Here is a 16,011-nt window from a genome sequence, read left to right on the forward strand (position 1 = left end):
GCTTTATATTAGAGCTACGGAGGGAATATGATGTTAACGAAGCAACGACATCAACTGATTTTGCAACGTCTGTCGGAGCAAAAGATCGTCAAATTGAAAGAATTGGTCGAGTTGACGGCATCGTCGGAGTCGACGATTCGCCGGGATTTGACCGACCTTGAAGCTGAAGGTTATCTCGAACGGGTTCATGGCGGTGCAACGCTCGTGGCCCGCTACGAAGAAGAGCCGACGTTCGAGGAGAAACGAGATCAACACATCGATGAAAAAGTCGCGATCGCACGGAAGGCCGCGACATTCATCGAAGACGGGATGTCCGTCTATCTCGATGCCGGGACGACGACGCAAGCGATGGTTCCTTTCTTAAACGGAAAGGATGTCATCGTCGTGACGAACAGTTTACCGATTGCCAACGACTTGTTCGATCTCGATATTAAAACGTTCGTGATCGGCGGCGAGTTGAAACGTTCGACACAAGCGCTCGTCGGTTATAACGCTCGTGAGAGCATGATGAACTATCGGGTCGACCTCGCCTTTCTCGGAATTAACGGCGTCGACTTAGAAGCCGGGTACACGACCCCGGACCCGGAAGAGGCACTCGTCAAAAAGACAGCGATCGACTTGGCCCGTAAGGCGTATATCTTGGCGGACGATTCAAAATTCGGGAAACGTTTGTTCAGCCGTGTGGCATCACTCGAGGCAGCCACACTCGTCACATTTGGTGACACGCCATACATCAGCTCGATCCAATCAATCACAAAGGTGGTGAACGCCCAATGATTTACACATTAACCCTCAACCCCTCAATCGATTACTACGTCACTCTCCCTGAAGTCGTTCTCGGTGAAGTCAACCGGATTCAAGAGACGACACAGCGTGCCGGCGGAAAAGGAATTAACGTCGCGTTCGTCTTACGCGAATACGATGTCGACACGGTCGCGTTAGGATTCGTCGGCGGTACGACTGGAGACTTCATCAAGAAGGCGTTAACGGACAAAGGCGTCCAAACCGATTTCGTCGAAGTCGACGGACAAACGCGCATCAACGTCAAAATCCGAGCGCAAGAAGAGACGGAATTGAACGCGAGCGGTCCCGTCATCTCGGACACGGAACTTGACCGATTGACGCGTCAATTCGATCACGTCCAACCGGGCGACATCGTCGTCCTCGCTGGAAGCATCCCGGGCAACTTGCCGGATACGCTCTACCGTACGCTCGCCGAGACGGTCCGCGCGAACGGTGCCGAGTTCGTCGTCGATACGACGAAAGAAGCGATGCTTGAAGTGCTCGCGCTCAAACCGCTCATGATTAAACCGAACCACCATGAACTCGGTGAACTGTTCGATACAGACATCGAGACATTCGAGCAGGCACTTCCATATGCGGAGCAGTTGGTCGAACGCGGCGCTCAAAACGTCATTGTATCCTTCGCCGGTGACGGTGCCATGCTCGTGAACGCTTCAGGTGCTTATACGGCGAACACACCGAATGGCAAACTCGTCAACTCGGTCGGCGCAGGCGACTCTCTCGTCGCCGGATTCGTTGCCAACATTCTCGACCACGATGCAACTGAGGCGTTCCGCTATGCGGTCACGACCGGCAGCGCGTCTGCATATACGTTCGGGCTGTGCACAAAAGAAGACGTGGACCGCTTGGTCGGCGAAGTCAGCGTCACCCCACTATCTCGATTGGAGGAAACAACATGAACATCACGGACCTTCTTAAAAAGGACACGATTCAACTGAATCTCCGCAGCCGTTCGAAAGCCGAAGTTATCGAAGAACTCGTCGACGTGCTCGATCGCGCCGGCAAACTATCGGATCGTAACGGCTATCGCGACGCCATCCTCGCGCGTGAGGCACAAAGCACGACCGGACTCGGTGAAGGGATTGCCATCCCGCACGCGAAGACGAAAGCCGTCAAACAACCGGCCATCGCCTTCGGACGCTCGGAAGGCATCGATTACGAAGCACTCGACGGCCAAGACAGCCGCTTGTTCTTCATGATCGCCGCCGGAGAGCACGCCAATAACGAACACTTGGAAACACTCTCGAAATTATCTGTCTTCCTTATGGATCCAGCGTTCCAAGAACGTCTCTATGCGGCCACATCAGAAGATGATGTCATCCAGGCCATCGAAGAAAAAGAAGCGGCCGAGGCGGCTCCTGTCGCTTCGAAGCCGGTTCAAGCCGATGCTCCTTACATCCTTGCTGTCACGGCGTGTCCAACAGGTATCGCCCACACGTACATGGCCGCAGACAGCTTGAAGCAAAAAGCAGAGGCTATGGGAGTTGACATCAAAGTCGAGACGAACGGATCGACTGGCGTCAAAAACGAATTGACAGCAGCCGATATCGCGAAAGCGACAGCCATCATCGTCGCGGCCGATAAAGCCGTCGAGATGGACCGGTTCGCCGGAAAACATGTCATCGAAGTCCCGGTCGCCCAAGGCATCCGGAAGCCGGAAGAGTTGATCAACCGGGCCGTGAAACAAGACGCACCGGTGTATCGGGGAACTGGTTCGTCAGGTGGGACGAAAGAACAGCGCACAGGCATCTATAAGCACTTGATGAGCGGTGTATCCGCGATGCTACCACTCGTCGTCGCTGGTGGTCTCTTGATCGCCATCAGCTTCTTCTGGGGCATCAACTCGGCAAATCCGGATGACCCGTCATTCAATGAATTTGCGGCGCAACTCAACACAATCGGTGGGGCAGCCTTTAGCTTCCTCGTCCCGATTCTTGCCGGTTTCATCGCGATGTCAATCGCCGACCGTCCAGGTCTCGCACCAGGTCTTGTCGCTGGTTTATTAGCCAGTCAAGGTGGCGCCGGATTCCTCGGCGGACTCATCGCTGGTTTCCTTGCCGGATATGTCGTCCTCTTCTTGGTTAAAGCACTTTCTAAACTACCGGCCTCGCTTGAAGGAATTAAACCGGTATTGCTCTATCCGTTACTTGGGTCATTTATTTCCGGTATGATCATGTTACTTGTTGTCAATAAACCAATCGCAGCCTTCATGACATGGTTGATGGATGTCATGAACAGCCTGAGCGGCGCCAACGCCATCTTGCTTGGTGTCATCGTCGGTGGCATGATGGCCGTCGATATGGGTGGTCCGATTAACAAGACAGCCTACGTCTTCGGTACAGCTGCACTCACTGCCGGTAACCAAGAAATCATGGCAGCTGTCATGGCCGGTGGGATGGTACCACCGCTTCTCGTCGCATTCGCTTCGACTGTGTTCGCCCGTCAAAAGTTCTCGAAACAAGAACGTGAAGCCGGGAAGACAGCATATATCATGGGTGCCTCGTTCATCACGGAAGCGGCTATCCCGTTTGCAGCGGCCGACCCGATTCGGGTATTGCCGTCAGCGATTCTCGGATCTGCGATTGCAGGTGGATTGTCCGCCTTCTTCGCGATCCAATTGCCAGCGCCACACGGTGGGATCTTCGTCTTCCCACTCCTTGAAGGAGCTGGAAACGTCGTCATGAGCATGGGACTTTACGCCCTCGCGATTCTCGCCGGAGCCTTGATTGGAGCACTCCTCCTCTCATTCTTGAAAAAACCATTGACGGAGACGCAAGCTTCAACAACGCGTAACGTCGCTTGACCAGTACGACCGTAGGATTTCCTACGGTCGTTTTTTGTCAAATGATTGTCAGTCAAATCTGGAAGAAGTCTGATTTCGATTGGGTGATTTGTGGTAAAATACTTGTAAAACTTACGCTAAGGAGGGGGTACGGATGCTCATACGGAAAGCCGAGCCAAAAGACGCTTACGGGATTGCGCGGGTGAGGGTGAACGGATGGCGCACAACCTATCGGGGAATTGTGCCGGCCGACTTTCTCTTGAAGCTCGGTTCGAACGCAATCGAGTGGTCTGAAAAGGTCCGCAGCGCCCTCGCGAAACGAGAAGTCGAAGGGTTTGTCGCCATCGTCGAAGAGGAAATCGTCGGGTTCGTTCTTTACGGGGAAGAACGGACGGGCGAATATCCGGACCATCCGAATGAGATTTATGCGATTTACATTCTAGAGGACCATCAGCGTAACGGGATTGGTTCGCTATTGCTGGAGCAAGCGATTCAAGCGATGTCGAATCACGGGCTCATCATTTGGGCGCTCGAATTGAACCCTTACCGCACGTTCTATGAGCAACGTGACGGGCAAGTCATCGATGCGAAAGAGCGCTTGTTCGGGGAACTTGCCCTCCGTGAAGTCGCCTACGGATGGACGAAAGGGAATCACGACGCGATTGTCGGCGCATGAACGGACGCGGCCAGAGCAGATCGCGTCCGTTTTTATGGATAAGGGGGATGACCGTGCAAGGACAGCAAGCAAGTTGACCTATCGCCAATGAGAACTCGGTAGCCTCGAAGCAAGTGGCGACGACGGAGAACCAACTCGGTTCGATGGAAGAGATTGCGCAATCTGCGAACTCACTTGCGCATATGGCAGAAGAGTTGAAGGAGTTCGTATCACGCTTTAACATACGAATGAGAAAAAGGGATGAGAATCTGTTCGAGGCAGACGATCATCCCTTTTTGTTTTTTTCACAAATATGTTTCACTGACTGATGACCGATTGAATGCTCTGGCATCATCTACCTCAAGTTTGTAAAGGCAAGCCAACTTGACGGAATCGTCTGTCCACAAAAAAAGGATGCACGAACGCATCCTTTTTCAAAACTATCGCTTGCTCGACACTTGATTACGGCCGCGGTTCTTGGCAATATACAGTGCCTCATCGGCATCTTGAAGCGCCTGTTCGACCGTCTTCCCATCTTCAAGGGCGCTGACACCGAACGAACAAGTGACGCGCGGGACGGGACCGAACGGCTCGGCGTTAATCTTTTGTCGGAGCTTATCGGCGAGTTGCACACCGTCAGCAAGCGTTGACTGCGGGGCGACGATTAAAAATTCCTCACCACCCCAGCGGCCGATCGAGTCCGACTTGCGGATGTTGCGCCTGAGTAGTTGGGCAATCGAACGTAAGACGAGGTCTCCGGTCGGATGGCCGAACGTATCGTTGACAAGTTTGAAATAGTCGATATCGAGCATGATGACAGCGGCGGGCGCCCTTGTGTCGACCGTCTCCTGAGCCGTCGACGAGAGAACGTCCCCGACTTTCTTCCGGTTATACAGCTCTGTCAGCGGATCGAGCGAGGACAGGTGTTCCATGCGTTCTTCATAACGACGTTGCTCGGTCGCGTCTTCTAAAATGCCGACGCCGCCGTCAAGTTGTCCGTCCGCGGAAAAACTCGGAGACATCGTCGTTCGGATGAAGCGAGCCTGCCGTTCTGGTGCTTTATACCAGCCGGCCATGCGAATCGTCTCCCCGTTCAAGACGTTCCGAATGGCGCCTGAGAAGTCGAACGAAGAAGAACTACATCGCTCGAACATAACAATCGAGGTCGGAAGCATCCCGAGTAAATGAACGAATGATTCGTTATAGCTGACGATCTGCCCGTCACGATTGAATGCGAACAGGCCGATCGGGAGCTGGTCCCATGAGGAAGGATCGGGTTTCGTGGTGTGAGTGTCATGATGAGTCCGTTCTTGATCAGCCATTGTATGACATATGCGTGAACGCATACTTCCTCCTTTCCTAGCCGAAGCGGTAGTGTAGGACGTTCGTACTGATACTTTATACCCTAATTCGGGAAGAAACTAGCGAGTATTCTTTTAAATGCTAGCAAATTTTAGAATATGACGAGAAATCGTCACAGCTTGGTGTGAGTACATAGCTCTCGACTTACGAACATAAAGATACCCCATCGCGTTGGCATACTTGGCCGATACGATGGGGTAGTTAGCGTGATCAGAACTTATAAGATTGGACTGAGCAATCGTGAGACGCCTTCGCGCATCCGGACGGTCCATTTCCGGGCTGCATAGTCGTCGACCGTGTATTTGCGGCTGACGGCGACGTCTGACTCGAACAGTGATGCGAGTTCGAGCGCGACCCGCTGATCATAAATGACGGCGTTCACTTCAAAATTCAACCGGAAACTGCGGGCATCCAAGTTCGTCGTCCCGACGGTCGAAATCTCATCATCGACGACGAGCGTCTTGGCGTGTAGGAAACCTTGCCCGTACATATAGACGTTTGCCCCGTAGTCGAGCAGTTCGCCGAGGAACGATAGCGACGCCCACATGACGAACGGGTGGTCGGGCTTCCCTGGAATCATGATGTCCATCTTGACGCCGGACAAAAGTGCCATCTTACAGGCGTCCATGAAGCTCGTGTCAGGGATGAAGTAAGGCGTCTGGATGATGACGCGATGTTTCGCCGACATGATCATCTTGATCATCATGTTTTTCAAATGTTCCGTGTCGGAGTTCGGTCCGCTCGTCACGATTTGCATCGGCGACTTGTCCTTGATGTCGTGGCGTGCGAAACAGAACGAGTTCTCCGGGTCATGATGTTTGCTGCCAGAATAGTTCCAATCGAGAATGAATCGATGTTGCAAATGGTAGACGACGTCCCCTTCGACGCGGAGGTGTGTGTCACGCCAGTATCCGAACTTCTCGACCAGGCCGAGATACTCGGTGCCGACGTTGAAGCCACCGACATAACCAATCTTGCCGTCGATAATGACGACTTTACGGTGATTGCGGTTGTTTAACTTGAAGTTGATCAATCCGAGCGTCGGCGGGAAGAAGACGCGGACCTCGCCATCGTGTGCGATCAATTCTTTAAAATCGGAGTCACGGAGGCTGCGCGAACCGACCGCATCATATAACAGCCGGACTTTGACGCCCGCCTTGGCGCGTTCGATTAGTTCGTGGATCAGCGCCTTCCCGAGCGCGTCGCGTTGAATGATGTAGTACTGGATGTTGATCTCGGTTTCGGCGCTGCGGATATCGTCCATGAGCGCTTTGAACTTCTGTTCGCCATCATGCATGATGGCAGATTTGTTATGGACGCTGATGAGTGACTTCGACGATCGCAAGTTCATCTCGAGCAGTTGCTCGTACTTTTCGAACGCCGGTTGAGCCAAAGCGGTCTCTTTCCGGCGAATCTGTTCGATTTGACTGTCGACTTGAAGGGCGTGGAACGAGCGCTCTTCGACGCTCAAGTTGAAGAAGTTATCCTTCTTCAACTGTCGGCCGAGGAAGAGATAGATGATGAACCCGATAATTGGCAAGAAGAACAAGACGAGAAGCCACGCCCACGTCGCCCCGACATCGCGACGCTCCGCGAAGATGACGGCTAACGCGAACAATAAATTCAAACCGAGGACGATATACAGCCCCCAACTAATAATGACCGACCATTCCATGCGACCAACTCCTAAACGACAATTTCTTTACATAGATTAATAATACCTCATTCAAGGGAACAGTAAGCTATCGAAACATAAGGAGGAGACAAAGATGCATTTACAAGTGAATTGGAAACAAGGGATGGCGTTTCAGACGACGACGCCTTCGGGTCATGATGTGACGCTTGACGCCGGAGAAGACGTCGGTGGTCTCAATACGGGTCCGCGTCCGACCGAGATGCTCCTGCAGGCGACGGCCGCTTGTACGGGGATCGATATCGTCTCGATTCTTCATAAGATGCGGTTGCCGCTCGAGCGGTTCGAGATGGAAGTCGACGGGGTCAGGGCGACAGAACATCCGAAGAAATTCACGGCCATCCATATCTTATACGTCCTCGAAGGGGATATGCCCGAAGAACGGGTCCGCCGTGCCATCGAGTTGTCCGTCGATCGCTACTGTTCGGTGTCGCACAGTCTGAACGCGACGATGACGTACAGCTATCGTTTGAACGGCGGCGAGGTCGTCCCATTTACGTAATGTGAGCAGGATGGTTGAAAAGAGTCGAAACGGTCCGTTATATTTGTATTTCAAATACTGTAATACAAAGGAGGACGTTATGATTCGACTCGCGACGAAACGCGATGCCAAACACATCGCGGACCTAATCGAACAACGAGCCGTAGCGCTAAAACAACAAGGTAGCGATCAATGGGCGGAATATTTGGAGCAAGACCTCATAGACCGGGTGCAGACAGACATCACCTCGGGATATGTATATGTGTACGAGCAAGATGGGTCGGTATTGGCCTCGATCGCCTTACTTCCGGCAGATGACTGGGACCATAGCTTATGGGAAGATGGCGAGCGCGGTCAATACATCCATCGAATCGTTGTCAGTGAACGGCTGAAAGGGCGGGGCGTCGGTCAACAACTGATGGAGCACGTCTTACGTGAAGCCGACACACAGGAGCCGGTCCGGCTTGATTGTGTGGCTGATAATGATTTCTTGAACAGTTATTATCCACGGTTTGGCTTCGTCTTCGTGGACTCACGGGACGGGTATAACACGTTTGAATACAGCATGGATGAGAGTGTCAGTGCATAAGGGGTCGATTGACTCCTTTTTTTGATATACTGGGAAGCGAATGGATAGGAGGGGAACGGTATGATTCAAACGATTCTTGTCGGCTTCGGTTTTTCCGCGACGACATTTCATTTACCATTTTTACAGGAGCTGGATGACTTCCAGATCGCCGGTGTCGTCTCATCAAGACCTGAGGACGTACAAGCCGTACTTGGCGATGTCGCGGTATATGCGACGCTAGACGAGGCTCTCGCGACTGAGGCGACCTTGTTCATCGTCACGACGCCGTCCCATTTACATAAGGACATGGTGGAACGTTGTTTACAGGAAGGGAAGGATGTTCTCGTCGAGAAGCCTGCGTTCTTGACGACAGAGGAAGGAGAGGCGTTGATTGCACGCGAACAGGCCAGTGCCGGAATCGTCAACGTCTTCCATAATCGACGGACGGACGGAGACTTCATGACGGTCAAACGACTGCTCGAGGAAAAACGACTCGGCGATTGGAAAGTGATCGAGTCACGGTTCGACCGGTTCCGTCCGGTCGTCCGGGATCGGTGGCGCGAGAATGCGGGGCCGGGAGCAGGGATATTGTTTGACCTCGGTAGCCATTTGATCGATCAAGCGCTCGTCTTGTTCGGTGCACCCGACAAAGTGTCGGCAGATGTTATGATTCAACGTAAAGGAGGTCAGTCTGACGACGGTTTCCATCTGACCCTGTATTATGGAGAAAAACGGGTATATCTGCGTTCGAACCCGTTCATAGCCGTCGAGGCGCCGCGGTTCGAAGTGCACGGGACGGAAGGCAGTTTCTTGAAGTTTGGACTCGATCCGCAAGAGGCGTGTCTCCGGAACGGGGAAGTGCGATGTCCCGACCGTGAGAGTGGAACGGTCGTCACAGACGTTGAATCGACAATCGACATCGAAGCAGGTGAGTATTTGTCCTTCTACCGGGCGCTGGCGGATAGTTATATGACACGTCATCCGCTCGTGCCGCTTCGGGAAGCGCTCTTGACGACGAGAGTCATCGAAACGGCTCGTGAAGCATCACGGCTACAACGTGTCCTCGACTTCAAGTCATAATCATGAAGGACGACCTGATGCCATTGGCGAGGTCGTCCTTTTTAACATCTCAAAGAAATCGTTATGATTTTATTGTGAACGAACAAACTCGCTTCATGTTTGTTAACAACAAAAAGCTATTCCCCTCCTTCAAATAGTCAGCTTTGAATGGGAACAGGACATAGGAAACGACTCCAGACTGTCCTGTCACACTTCAAACAATGACGACTTATAGGAAGAGGGGAACGGATGATGTTCAATCAGATTGTGAAAAATCGATGGGAGTGGGAGAACTGGTTACGGGAGGTCAGTTGTGACTCGTACGATCATTACGATTATGTATTGGCCAACTGTGAACCAGGCGAGCAGCCTGAGTTGTATATCGCGGCCAAAGAGGACGGCATCTTGCTGTATCCGTACATCCGTCGTCCAATTGCACATCGTCATGATGATCTCGTGACGGCGTATGGCTATGGCGGTCCGTTCCGTGAAGGCAACTTTTCGAACGAAGACGTCGCAGAGGCTAGACGTCTCTTTTTAAAACGCCCTGAGAATCAAGCCACGGTTACTGAGACGATTCGATATCATCCTTGCCGCTTCGACCATGATTTGATGCGTGCCTTCGGCCAAGCCGTCCCGATTCGTCAAACGGTGCACGTCCGGCTCGATGACCCGTTCGACCAACTTGAGCAACGCTTCAGTAAAATGACGAAACGAAACGTGAAGCGGGCTATCCGTGAACAAGTGACGGCGGTACAAGGGCAGGCCCATGAACTATGTGAATTCATCCGCCTTTATCGGGCGACGATGGACCGTCGAGCAGCGAACGAGGGGTACTATTTCTCGGACCGATACTTCGAGGACCTGTGGAACAGCGATACATGCGAAACGGAGCTGTTATTCGCTGTCCATGAGGGCGTCATCGTGGCAGGCGTGTTCATGTTGTTCGGGGACGATGGAGCGCATTATCATCTCGGAGGTTCGGATGCGAACTACTTGGCGCTGCGACCGAACCATTTCTTGTTCCGCGAGATGATCCGCCGCGCGGCCGAGAAAGAGAAAGCATACGTACATCTCGGTGGCGGAGCGACCGGGGAAGATGCGCTCTATGACTTCAAGCAGAGCTTCTCAGGGGATGAGCCGCTCACATACTATATCGGACAGTCCGTGCTCGATGAGGCGGTTTACCATCGGTTGAATCAAGACCATTTGCTCCGCTACGGACCATCCGATTTCTTTCCACTTTATCGGACACCGGTCGCAGAGACGGTCGCCGAGGTGCAAGCAGAACGATAACAAAAGGTTCTCACTCGAGATGGAGTGAGGACCTTTCGTATCAAGCGGCCTCTTCGTCGGAAGCGGCCATTTTTTCGGTTTGGCGAGTGATAGGGAAATTACTGAACAGTTTACTGCCGACGAGTCCGGCCACGATGCCGACGCCGAACAAGATGAGCGCCGTCACGGTCACGGTCTGCCAATCATTGAAGCCGTACATGACGAGCAATCCCGGAATCCCGGCAGCAGAACCTGGCGCGTCGTTCACCATGCCGGTCATCGCGACGATGAGTCCGGCAATCGCACCGCCGACAAAGTTGACGCTGTAGATCGGAATCGGGTTAGCCGAGATGAGGTCGGCTTGCGTGAGCGGTTCGATCGCGACCGATAGTTGGTCTTTCTTCGTTCCTATGTCCAACCGTTTGAACAGCAAGAAGTTCATCGAGATCGACGCCGTCAAGGCGAGGGCAGCGATGGCCATCGGTACGCCTGTCAAACCGAGCATCGCCGTGAGTGCCATCGAGCTAAGTGGCGACGTCGAGACGACCGTGACGATGCCACCAAGGACAAGTCCCATCACGACCGGATTCTGTGTCGCGGCAAGTTCGATGACCGCACCGATTTGCGACAATGTGTTCGAGACGAGCGGATCGACTCCTGTCGCCACGAGGCGAGCGAGGGGAGCCATGACGATCACGTAGAAAATCATGTCGACACCGGCCGGTAAATGCCGGTCTAGTTTACGACCGACAAGGGCAAGAATGTATCCGGCGAAAAAGCCAGGAAGAATGCCGAAGCCGGCGACCGATAGACCGAGCATAAGCGCGTAGACCGGATTGATCCCGAGTGCGATCGATACGAGCGCCGCTGCGGCCGGACCTGATAATGAACCGGCCGCTTGTCCGACTTCCTCATATAAAGTGAGCGGGAGCAAACCGCCGATGGCGTAAGCGTTGAACGCCTCGACCAAGAAACTGGCGATGGCGGCGCCGGCCAAGGCGCCCATCGCTCTCATTCCAAACGGGGCTTTGTAACTGAATAACGTGAATAAGGCAAGAATCAACAGTAAAAGTGCGATACCTTGAATAATGATCATACGATGTACCTCTTTCTCTCTGCTCTATATTTCCTCTATAGTTAACCATCCGAACAGTTCTGTAAAGCCATTTCATCCATCTGACACGACTTTTTTTGATGGTAGCGTTTCCAACTGACGAATTAGAAAATTGTGAACGAATTCAGCTGTAAAATTAGTGAAAAAACAAGCTCAAATGTGTCAGTCCGGCCCGGAGTGGGAAGAGAAAGGGGAAAGACTTTCCATATAGGAATGACCAAGGAGGAGTAGAGATGCAGATGGAGACAAAAAACTGGCACGCACTCGAACCGGATGCGGTAAAGAGTTCGCTCGAGACGGACACATCTAGTGGTCTGTCGAAAGGGGAAGTGTCAAGTCGGCAGGAACAGTACGGGAAAAACGTGCTGCCCGAGAAAGAGAAGACACCTGAAATCATAAAATTTTTGCGTCAATTCAATGATATTCTCGTCTTCGTCTTGCTCGGTGCCGCTGTCGTCACCGGCTTTCTAGGAGAGTACATCGATACGATCGTCATCGTGCTCGTTGTGACGGTTATCGCCGTCGTCGGATATCTCCAAGAGAACAAGGCCGAGCAGGCTTTAGAAGGAATCAAAAAATTACTCGAGACGAAGGCGAGCGTCATCCGTGACGGCAAGCAAATCCAAGTCGACTCGAGCGACCTCGTCGTCGGGGACATCTTGGTCCTTGCCGCCGGTGATAAAGTGCCGGCTGACGCCCGTGTCATTCAAGCCGAGAAATTCAAAGTCGAGGAATCGGCGTTGACAGGTGAAGCGACGACGGTCGAGAAGAAAATTCAAGTCGTACCGGAAGACGCCGTCCTCGGTGATCGCAAGAACATGATTTATTCGGGTACGAGCGTGGCGACGGGAAGTGCGAAAGCAATCGTCACGTCCATCGGAGAAGGCACGGAGCTCGGCCAAATCAACGCCTCGATTGCTGAAGTCGAGACGGTGAAGACGCCGCTCATCCGCCAGACGACGAAGTTTGGTCAGACGGTATCCATCGCCATCCTCGTCATCTCGGTCGTCATTTACGCGTTCGGTTACTTCGTCCGCGATTTCGACCCAATCGAGTTGATGCTGACGACGATTGGTCTTGCCGTCGCCGCGATTCCAGAAGGATTACCGGCCGTCATCTCGATTATCCTCGCGCTCGGTGTCCGGAACATGGCCGAGAAGAAAGCCATCGTCCGCAGCTTACCGTCGGTCGAGACGCTCGGCGCCGTATCGGTCATCTGTACCGATAAGACCGGGACGTTGACGAAAAACGAGATGACCGTCAAACAAGTCGTCACGGCCAAACACGACATCGAAGTGTCAGGGAGTGGATACGCCCCGGACGGTGATTTAGAACTGAACGGTCAACCGTTCGATTTAGATGATGATGAGTCGATGATCGACCTTCTCACGGTCGGGAAAACATGTAACGACGCCCAGCTGTATGAAGAGGGCGGCGAATGGGTCGTCAATGGTGACCCGACGGAAGCATGTTTGCTCACGCTCGCTGAAAAAGCGGAGCGGCCGATCGAACGTTTGGACGTCATCTCGAAGATTCCATTCGATTCGGAGTACAAATATATGGCAACGCTCGTCGACTATAAAGGAGAGCGGATGATCTTCATCAAAGGGGCACCGGACCGCCTGTTCGATATGGCGGAAGACACGGAGTTCGACCGTGCCTATTGGGATGAAAAACGAAAAGAAATTGCCGACCGCGGACAACGCGTGCTCGGGGGCGGTTTCAAACGCGTCGACGCTTCGAAAGAGACGGTCGACCATGAAGACGTCGAGAACGGTATCACATTCCTCGGCCTCTACGGCATCGTCGATCCGCCACGACAAGAAGCGATCGAAGCGGTCGCGGCTTGTCGTGACGCGGGGATCCGTATCAAGATGATCACCGGCGACCATAAAGACACGGCCGTCGCCATTGCCCGAGAACTCGGAATGGAAGTCGAGGGCGCCCTCGAAGGGAAAGAATTGACGAACATGTCCGACGAAGAAATCAAAGAGGCGTCGGTCCATAATGACGTCTTCGCCCGGACGAGCCCGAACGATAAACTTCGTCTCGTCAAAGGACTGCAACAAAACGGCTTAATCACATCGATGACCGGTGATGGCGTCAATGACGCCCCGGCCTTGAAACGGGCCGATATCGGGGTCGCGATGGGGATTAAAGGAACGGAAGTTGCGAAAGAGGCCTCACAGATGGTGCTCGTCGACGATAACTTCAAGACGATCTACAACGCCGTCCGTGAAGGTCGTCGCGTCTATGACAACTTGAAGAAGACGATTTTGTTCTTGCTCCCGACAAACGGGGGACAAGCACTCCTTGTCGCAATGAGTATCTTATTGGGCGCCGCGGCACCACTCAGTCCGGTCCAAATCCTTTGGGTCAACATGGTCGTCGCCATCACGCTCTCGCTCGCCATCGCCTTCGAGCCGCTCGAAGAGAGCACGATGAAACGGCCGCCGCGTCCCGCTAACGTGCCGTTGCTGAGTCGCTACTACGTCTTCCGCATCACGTTCGTCTCGATTTTAATCGGGGGCGGTAGTCTAGTCATCAACTATATGCTCGGCGATTTCGATTACTCGACCGACAAGTTGCAGACGATCACGCTTAATACGATTGTCATGGCGCAACTGTTCCACTTGTTCAACTGTCGGACCGAGCTCGCGCCCGCGTTCAACCGTCACTTCTTTGACAACAAGATCGCCTTCCTCGTTTCGGCACTCTTGATCGGGCTCCAGCTGTTCATTACGTACGTCCCGTTCATGCACACGCTGTTCGGTACGGCACCACTTGAACTGCAAGACTGGATTTATCCGGTCGCGTTCGGTCTCATCGTCTTTGTCATCGTCGAAATCGAGAAAGCCATCTCGCGTCGTGTGATCGGCAACAAAGACATACACTGATGTTTTGCACACTGCCTAATGTGGAATTAGTCCATTATGCAGAGGAGGGATGCTCAATGAAACGTGATGAATCACAACCAGGGGTTCACCCGGACCCAGTACCGGATGAGGAATCAAACCCGGCTACAAAACCGGCTCCGACGCAACATCCGGACCCGGCACCTGAAGAAGACGACAAAGAATCAAAATAAGGAGACTTCAATGAGGGAGTATCCACAAAAAAAGGCTTTCCGACAAAAATCGGAAAGCCTTTTTATGGCGTTATTTTTTCGGTGCCGGGCTGCGATACTCGGTCATCTTGTCGAACTCTTTCTCATTAAAATACTCGACGATGGTAAAATCGCCGACTGGGCATTCCCAACGGTCCTTGGCGACTTGACACTCTTTCAGTGTCACGTTCTGGTCGTACATATCAAGCTCGAGCGTGTCCTTCAAAAACTGATCGACTTGTTTGTCGATGATTTTGAAGTATTCGCTCAAGATGATGTCTTCGCCTCTATCGTTCGTAAGCGTCATCACTTTAAAAAATCTCATGGGTGTACCTTCTTTCGTCTGTAAGCTGAATTCTCAGTATATAGGAGCAGGCCCGATTTGGGAACCGTCATCCTGTTTTCCATCAGAATGCACCTGAGGCGAATGCGAAAGGGGCTCGGTTCATTTCATTTTTTGTCGGCTTGGCGGTGCCTCGTTGAACGGTTGCTTATGACGAATGATCAGCCAGAACAACAAACCGAACAATGGGATGTAAGGCAGCGGCCACAAGCTCATTTTATAGCGCTTTGCATCCCGGTTCATCAACGTGATTTGGATGAAAGCGAGCAAGAAGAAATCGACTGTCATCGTCCGGACGAACTGGTTCTGTACGACGTACGACCAATACTCGGCCACATTCCCGGTCGTCGATGCGGCGATGAACAAACCGATCGTGACGAGCAAGAGCAACACCCCGAGCAATCGTGTCGGGAGCGGTTTGATCGGTGTCGGATAAGGCGACTGCCGCGCGAACGCCAAATACGGGGCGATGATGAAGCCGCCGACGACGAAACCGGTCGCTGCCGGTAAGAGCGGGTTCGGGCGCAACTGGTTCACCTCGGACCAAAGAAGCGGGAACAAGGCGAGAGGATAAACGCCTAGGATGCTGAAAAGGGAAAGCGAATACCCTTCATAGGCGTCCGTATTATACGTGATGAAATCGAGCAAAAACCGGCTCGAGAACGGTTCGTTCGGGCCGAGGAGCGCGATGGCGATCGCAGCGGCCCACGGAATGAGTAAAAACTTTCTAGTCATGCCCTACACCTCGAGTCTGTCTCTGTTTCTTTTA

Annotated in this window: 15 protein-coding genes; 10 read left to right on the forward strand and 5 right to left on the reverse strand. The window is 52.9% G+C overall.

Annotated elements, in window-relative coordinates; translation table 11 throughout:
- Positions 1 to 30: 30 nt before the first annotated feature.
- The 4 genes from KNP74_RS08035 (at position 31) to KNP74_RS08050 (ending at position 4,262) form a co-directional block, all read left to right on the forward strand.
- Positions 31 to 777 (forward strand): DeoR/GlpR family DNA-binding transcription regulator, encoded by a 747-nt coding sequence (locus tag KNP74_RS08035; RefSeq protein ID WP_214763985.1) that lies wholly within the window; start codon positions 31 to 33, stop codon positions 775 to 777.
- Positions 774 to 1,703, forward strand: coding sequence for a 1-phosphofructokinase (gene pfkB / locus KNP74_RS08040; protein ID WP_214763986.1), 930 nt, complete (start codon positions 774 to 776; stop codon positions 1,701 to 1,703). Before KNP74_RS08035 ends, pfkB begins: the two co-directional genes overlap by 4 nt.
- Complete coding sequence (locus tag KNP74_RS08045) at positions 1,700 to 3,607, forward strand: PTS fructose transporter subunit IIABC (RefSeq protein WP_214763988.1); 1,908 nt, start codon at positions 1,700 to 1,702, stop codon at positions 3,605 to 3,607. Before pfkB ends, KNP74_RS08045 begins: the two co-directional genes overlap by 4 nt.
- Positions 3,608 to 3,740: 133 nt before the next feature.
- Positions 3,741 to 4,262, forward strand: a complete 522-nt coding sequence (locus KNP74_RS08050) for a GNAT family N-acetyltransferase (RefSeq protein ID WP_138859476.1) — start codon at positions 3,741 to 3,743, stop codon at positions 4,260 to 4,262.
- Between the two features lie 419 nt (positions 4,263 to 4,681).
- On the opposite strand, the gene KNP74_RS08055 is transcribed toward KNP74_RS08050, so the two are convergent.
- Complete coding sequence (locus KNP74_RS08055) at positions 4,682 to 5,563, reverse strand: sensor domain-containing diguanylate cyclase (RefSeq protein WP_214763989.1); 882 nt, start codon at positions 5,561 to 5,563, stop codon at positions 4,682 to 4,684.
- Between the two features lie 257 nt (positions 5,564 to 5,820).
- Positions 5,821 to 7,278 carry a cardiolipin synthase gene (gene cls / locus KNP74_RS08060; RefSeq protein ID WP_214763990.1) on the reverse strand — a complete coding sequence of 486 codons (1,458 nt, stop codon included), beginning with the start codon at positions 7,276 to 7,278 and terminating at the stop codon, positions 5,821 to 5,823.
- 94 nt (positions 7,279 to 7,372) lie between these two features.
- On the opposite strand from cls, the gene KNP74_RS08065 reads away from it, so the two are divergent.
- The 4 genes from KNP74_RS08065 to KNP74_RS08080 all read left to right on the forward strand — a co-directional run bounded on the left by KNP74_RS08065 (position 7,373) and on the right by KNP74_RS08080 (position 10,700).
- Positions 7,373 to 7,798, forward strand: a complete 426-nt coding sequence (locus tag KNP74_RS08065) for an OsmC family protein (protein ID WP_034777472.1) — start codon at positions 7,373 to 7,375, stop codon at positions 7,796 to 7,798.
- 79 nt (positions 7,799 to 7,877) lie between these two features.
- Positions 7,878 to 8,366, forward strand: a complete 489-nt coding sequence (locus KNP74_RS08070; RefSeq protein WP_138859472.1) for a GNAT family N-acetyltransferase — start codon at positions 7,878 to 7,880, stop codon at positions 8,364 to 8,366.
- 60 nt (positions 8,367 to 8,426) lie between these two features.
- Positions 8,427 to 9,425 (forward strand): Gfo/Idh/MocA family oxidoreductase, encoded by a 999-nt coding sequence (locus KNP74_RS08075; RefSeq protein ID WP_214763991.1) that lies wholly within the window; start codon positions 8,427 to 8,429, stop codon positions 9,423 to 9,425.
- Between the two features lie 231 nt (positions 9,426 to 9,656).
- Positions 9,657 to 10,700, forward strand: coding sequence for a lipid II:glycine glycyltransferase FemX (locus tag KNP74_RS08080; RefSeq protein WP_214763992.1), 1,044 nt, complete (start codon positions 9,657 to 9,659; stop codon positions 10,698 to 10,700).
- Positions 10,701 to 10,740: 40 nt separating this feature from the next.
- Here the strand turns inward: KNP74_RS08080 and KNP74_RS08085 are convergent, their stop codons facing one another.
- The gene (locus tag KNP74_RS08085) at positions 10,741 to 11,775 is read right to left on the reverse strand and encodes a PTS sugar transporter subunit IIC (RefSeq protein WP_214763993.1); all 1,035 of its coding nucleotides are present in this window, start codon (positions 11,773 to 11,775) and stop codon (positions 10,741 to 10,743) included.
- A gap of 251 nt (positions 11,776 to 12,026) precedes the next feature.
- On the opposite strand from KNP74_RS08085, the gene KNP74_RS08090 reads away from it, so the two are divergent.
- Both KNP74_RS08090 and KNP74_RS15030 read left to right on the forward strand, forming a co-directional pair.
- Positions 12,027 to 14,690 carry a cation-transporting P-type ATPase gene (locus KNP74_RS08090; protein ID WP_034777477.1) on the forward strand — a complete coding sequence of 888 codons (2,664 nt, stop codon included), beginning with the start codon at positions 12,027 to 12,029 and terminating at the stop codon, positions 14,688 to 14,690.
- Between the two features lie 56 nt (positions 14,691 to 14,746).
- Complete coding sequence (locus KNP74_RS15030; protein ID WP_034777478.1) at positions 14,747 to 14,881, forward strand: hypothetical protein; 135 nt, start codon at positions 14,747 to 14,749, stop codon at positions 14,879 to 14,881.
- 70 nt (positions 14,882 to 14,951) lie between these two features.
- On the opposite strand, the gene KNP74_RS08095 is transcribed toward KNP74_RS15030, so the two are convergent.
- Positions 14,952 to 15,224 (reverse strand): hypothetical protein, encoded by a 273-nt coding sequence (locus KNP74_RS08095; RefSeq protein ID WP_240731233.1) that lies wholly within the window; start codon positions 15,222 to 15,224, stop codon positions 14,952 to 14,954.
- A gap of 120 nt (positions 15,225 to 15,344) precedes the next feature.
- Positions 15,345 to 15,977 (reverse strand): hypothetical protein, encoded by a 633-nt coding sequence (locus KNP74_RS08100; protein ID WP_214763994.1) that lies wholly within the window; start codon positions 15,975 to 15,977, stop codon positions 15,345 to 15,347.
- Positions 15,978 to 16,011: the final 34 nt, after the last annotated feature.

This window comes from Exiguobacterium sp. s141 (genome assembly GCF_018618085.1).
In the GTDB taxonomy this organism is placed as follows: domain Bacteria; phylum Bacillota; class Bacilli; order Exiguobacteriales; family Exiguobacteriaceae; genus Exiguobacterium; species Exiguobacterium mexicanum_A.

Coding starts and splice junctions, on each gene's coding strand:
- KNP74_RS08035 (WP_214763985.1), top strand. CDS start 31: ATGTTAACGAAGCAACGACATCAACTGATTTTGCAACGTCTGTCGGAG.
- pfkB (WP_214763986.1), top strand. CDS start 774: ATGATTTACACATTAACCCTCAACCCCTCAATCGATTACTACGTCACT.
- KNP74_RS08045 (WP_214763988.1), top strand. CDS start 1,700: ATGAACATCACGGACCTTCTTAAAAAGGACACGATTCAACTGAATCTC.
- KNP74_RS08050 (WP_138859476.1), top strand. CDS start 3,741: ATGCTCATACGGAAAGCCGAGCCAAAAGACGCTTACGGGATTGCGCGG.
- KNP74_RS08055 (WP_214763989.1), bottom strand. CDS start 5,563: ATGGCTGATCAAGAACGGACTCATCATGACACTCACACCACGAAACCC.
- cls (WP_214763990.1), bottom strand. CDS start 7,278: ATGGAATGGTCGGTCATTATTAGTTGGGGGCTGTATATCGTCCTCGGT.
- KNP74_RS08065 (WP_034777472.1), top strand. CDS start 7,373: ATGCATTTACAAGTGAATTGGAAACAAGGGATGGCGTTTCAGACGACG.
- KNP74_RS08070 (WP_138859472.1), top strand. CDS start 7,878: ATGATTCGACTCGCGACGAAACGCGATGCCAAACACATCGCGGACCTA.
- KNP74_RS08075 (WP_214763991.1), top strand. CDS start 8,427: ATGATTCAAACGATTCTTGTCGGCTTCGGTTTTTCCGCGACGACATTT.
- KNP74_RS08080 (WP_214763992.1), top strand. CDS start 9,657: ATGTTCAATCAGATTGTGAAAAATCGATGGGAGTGGGAGAACTGGTTA.
- KNP74_RS08085 (WP_214763993.1), bottom strand. CDS start 11,775: ATGATCATTATTCAAGGTATCGCACTTTTACTGTTGATTCTTGCCTTA.
- KNP74_RS08090 (WP_034777477.1), top strand. CDS start 12,027: ATGCAGATGGAGACAAAAAACTGGCACGCACTCGAACCGGATGCGGTA.
- KNP74_RS15030 (WP_034777478.1), top strand. CDS start 14,747: ATGAAACGTGATGAATCACAACCAGGGGTTCACCCGGACCCAGTACCG.
- KNP74_RS08095 (WP_240731233.1), bottom strand. CDS start 15,224: ATGAGATTTTTTAAAGTGATGACGCTTACGAACGATAGAGGCGAAGAC.
- KNP74_RS08100 (WP_214763994.1), bottom strand. CDS start 15,977: ATGACTAGAAAGTTTTTACTCATTCCGTGGGCCGCTGCGATCGCCATC.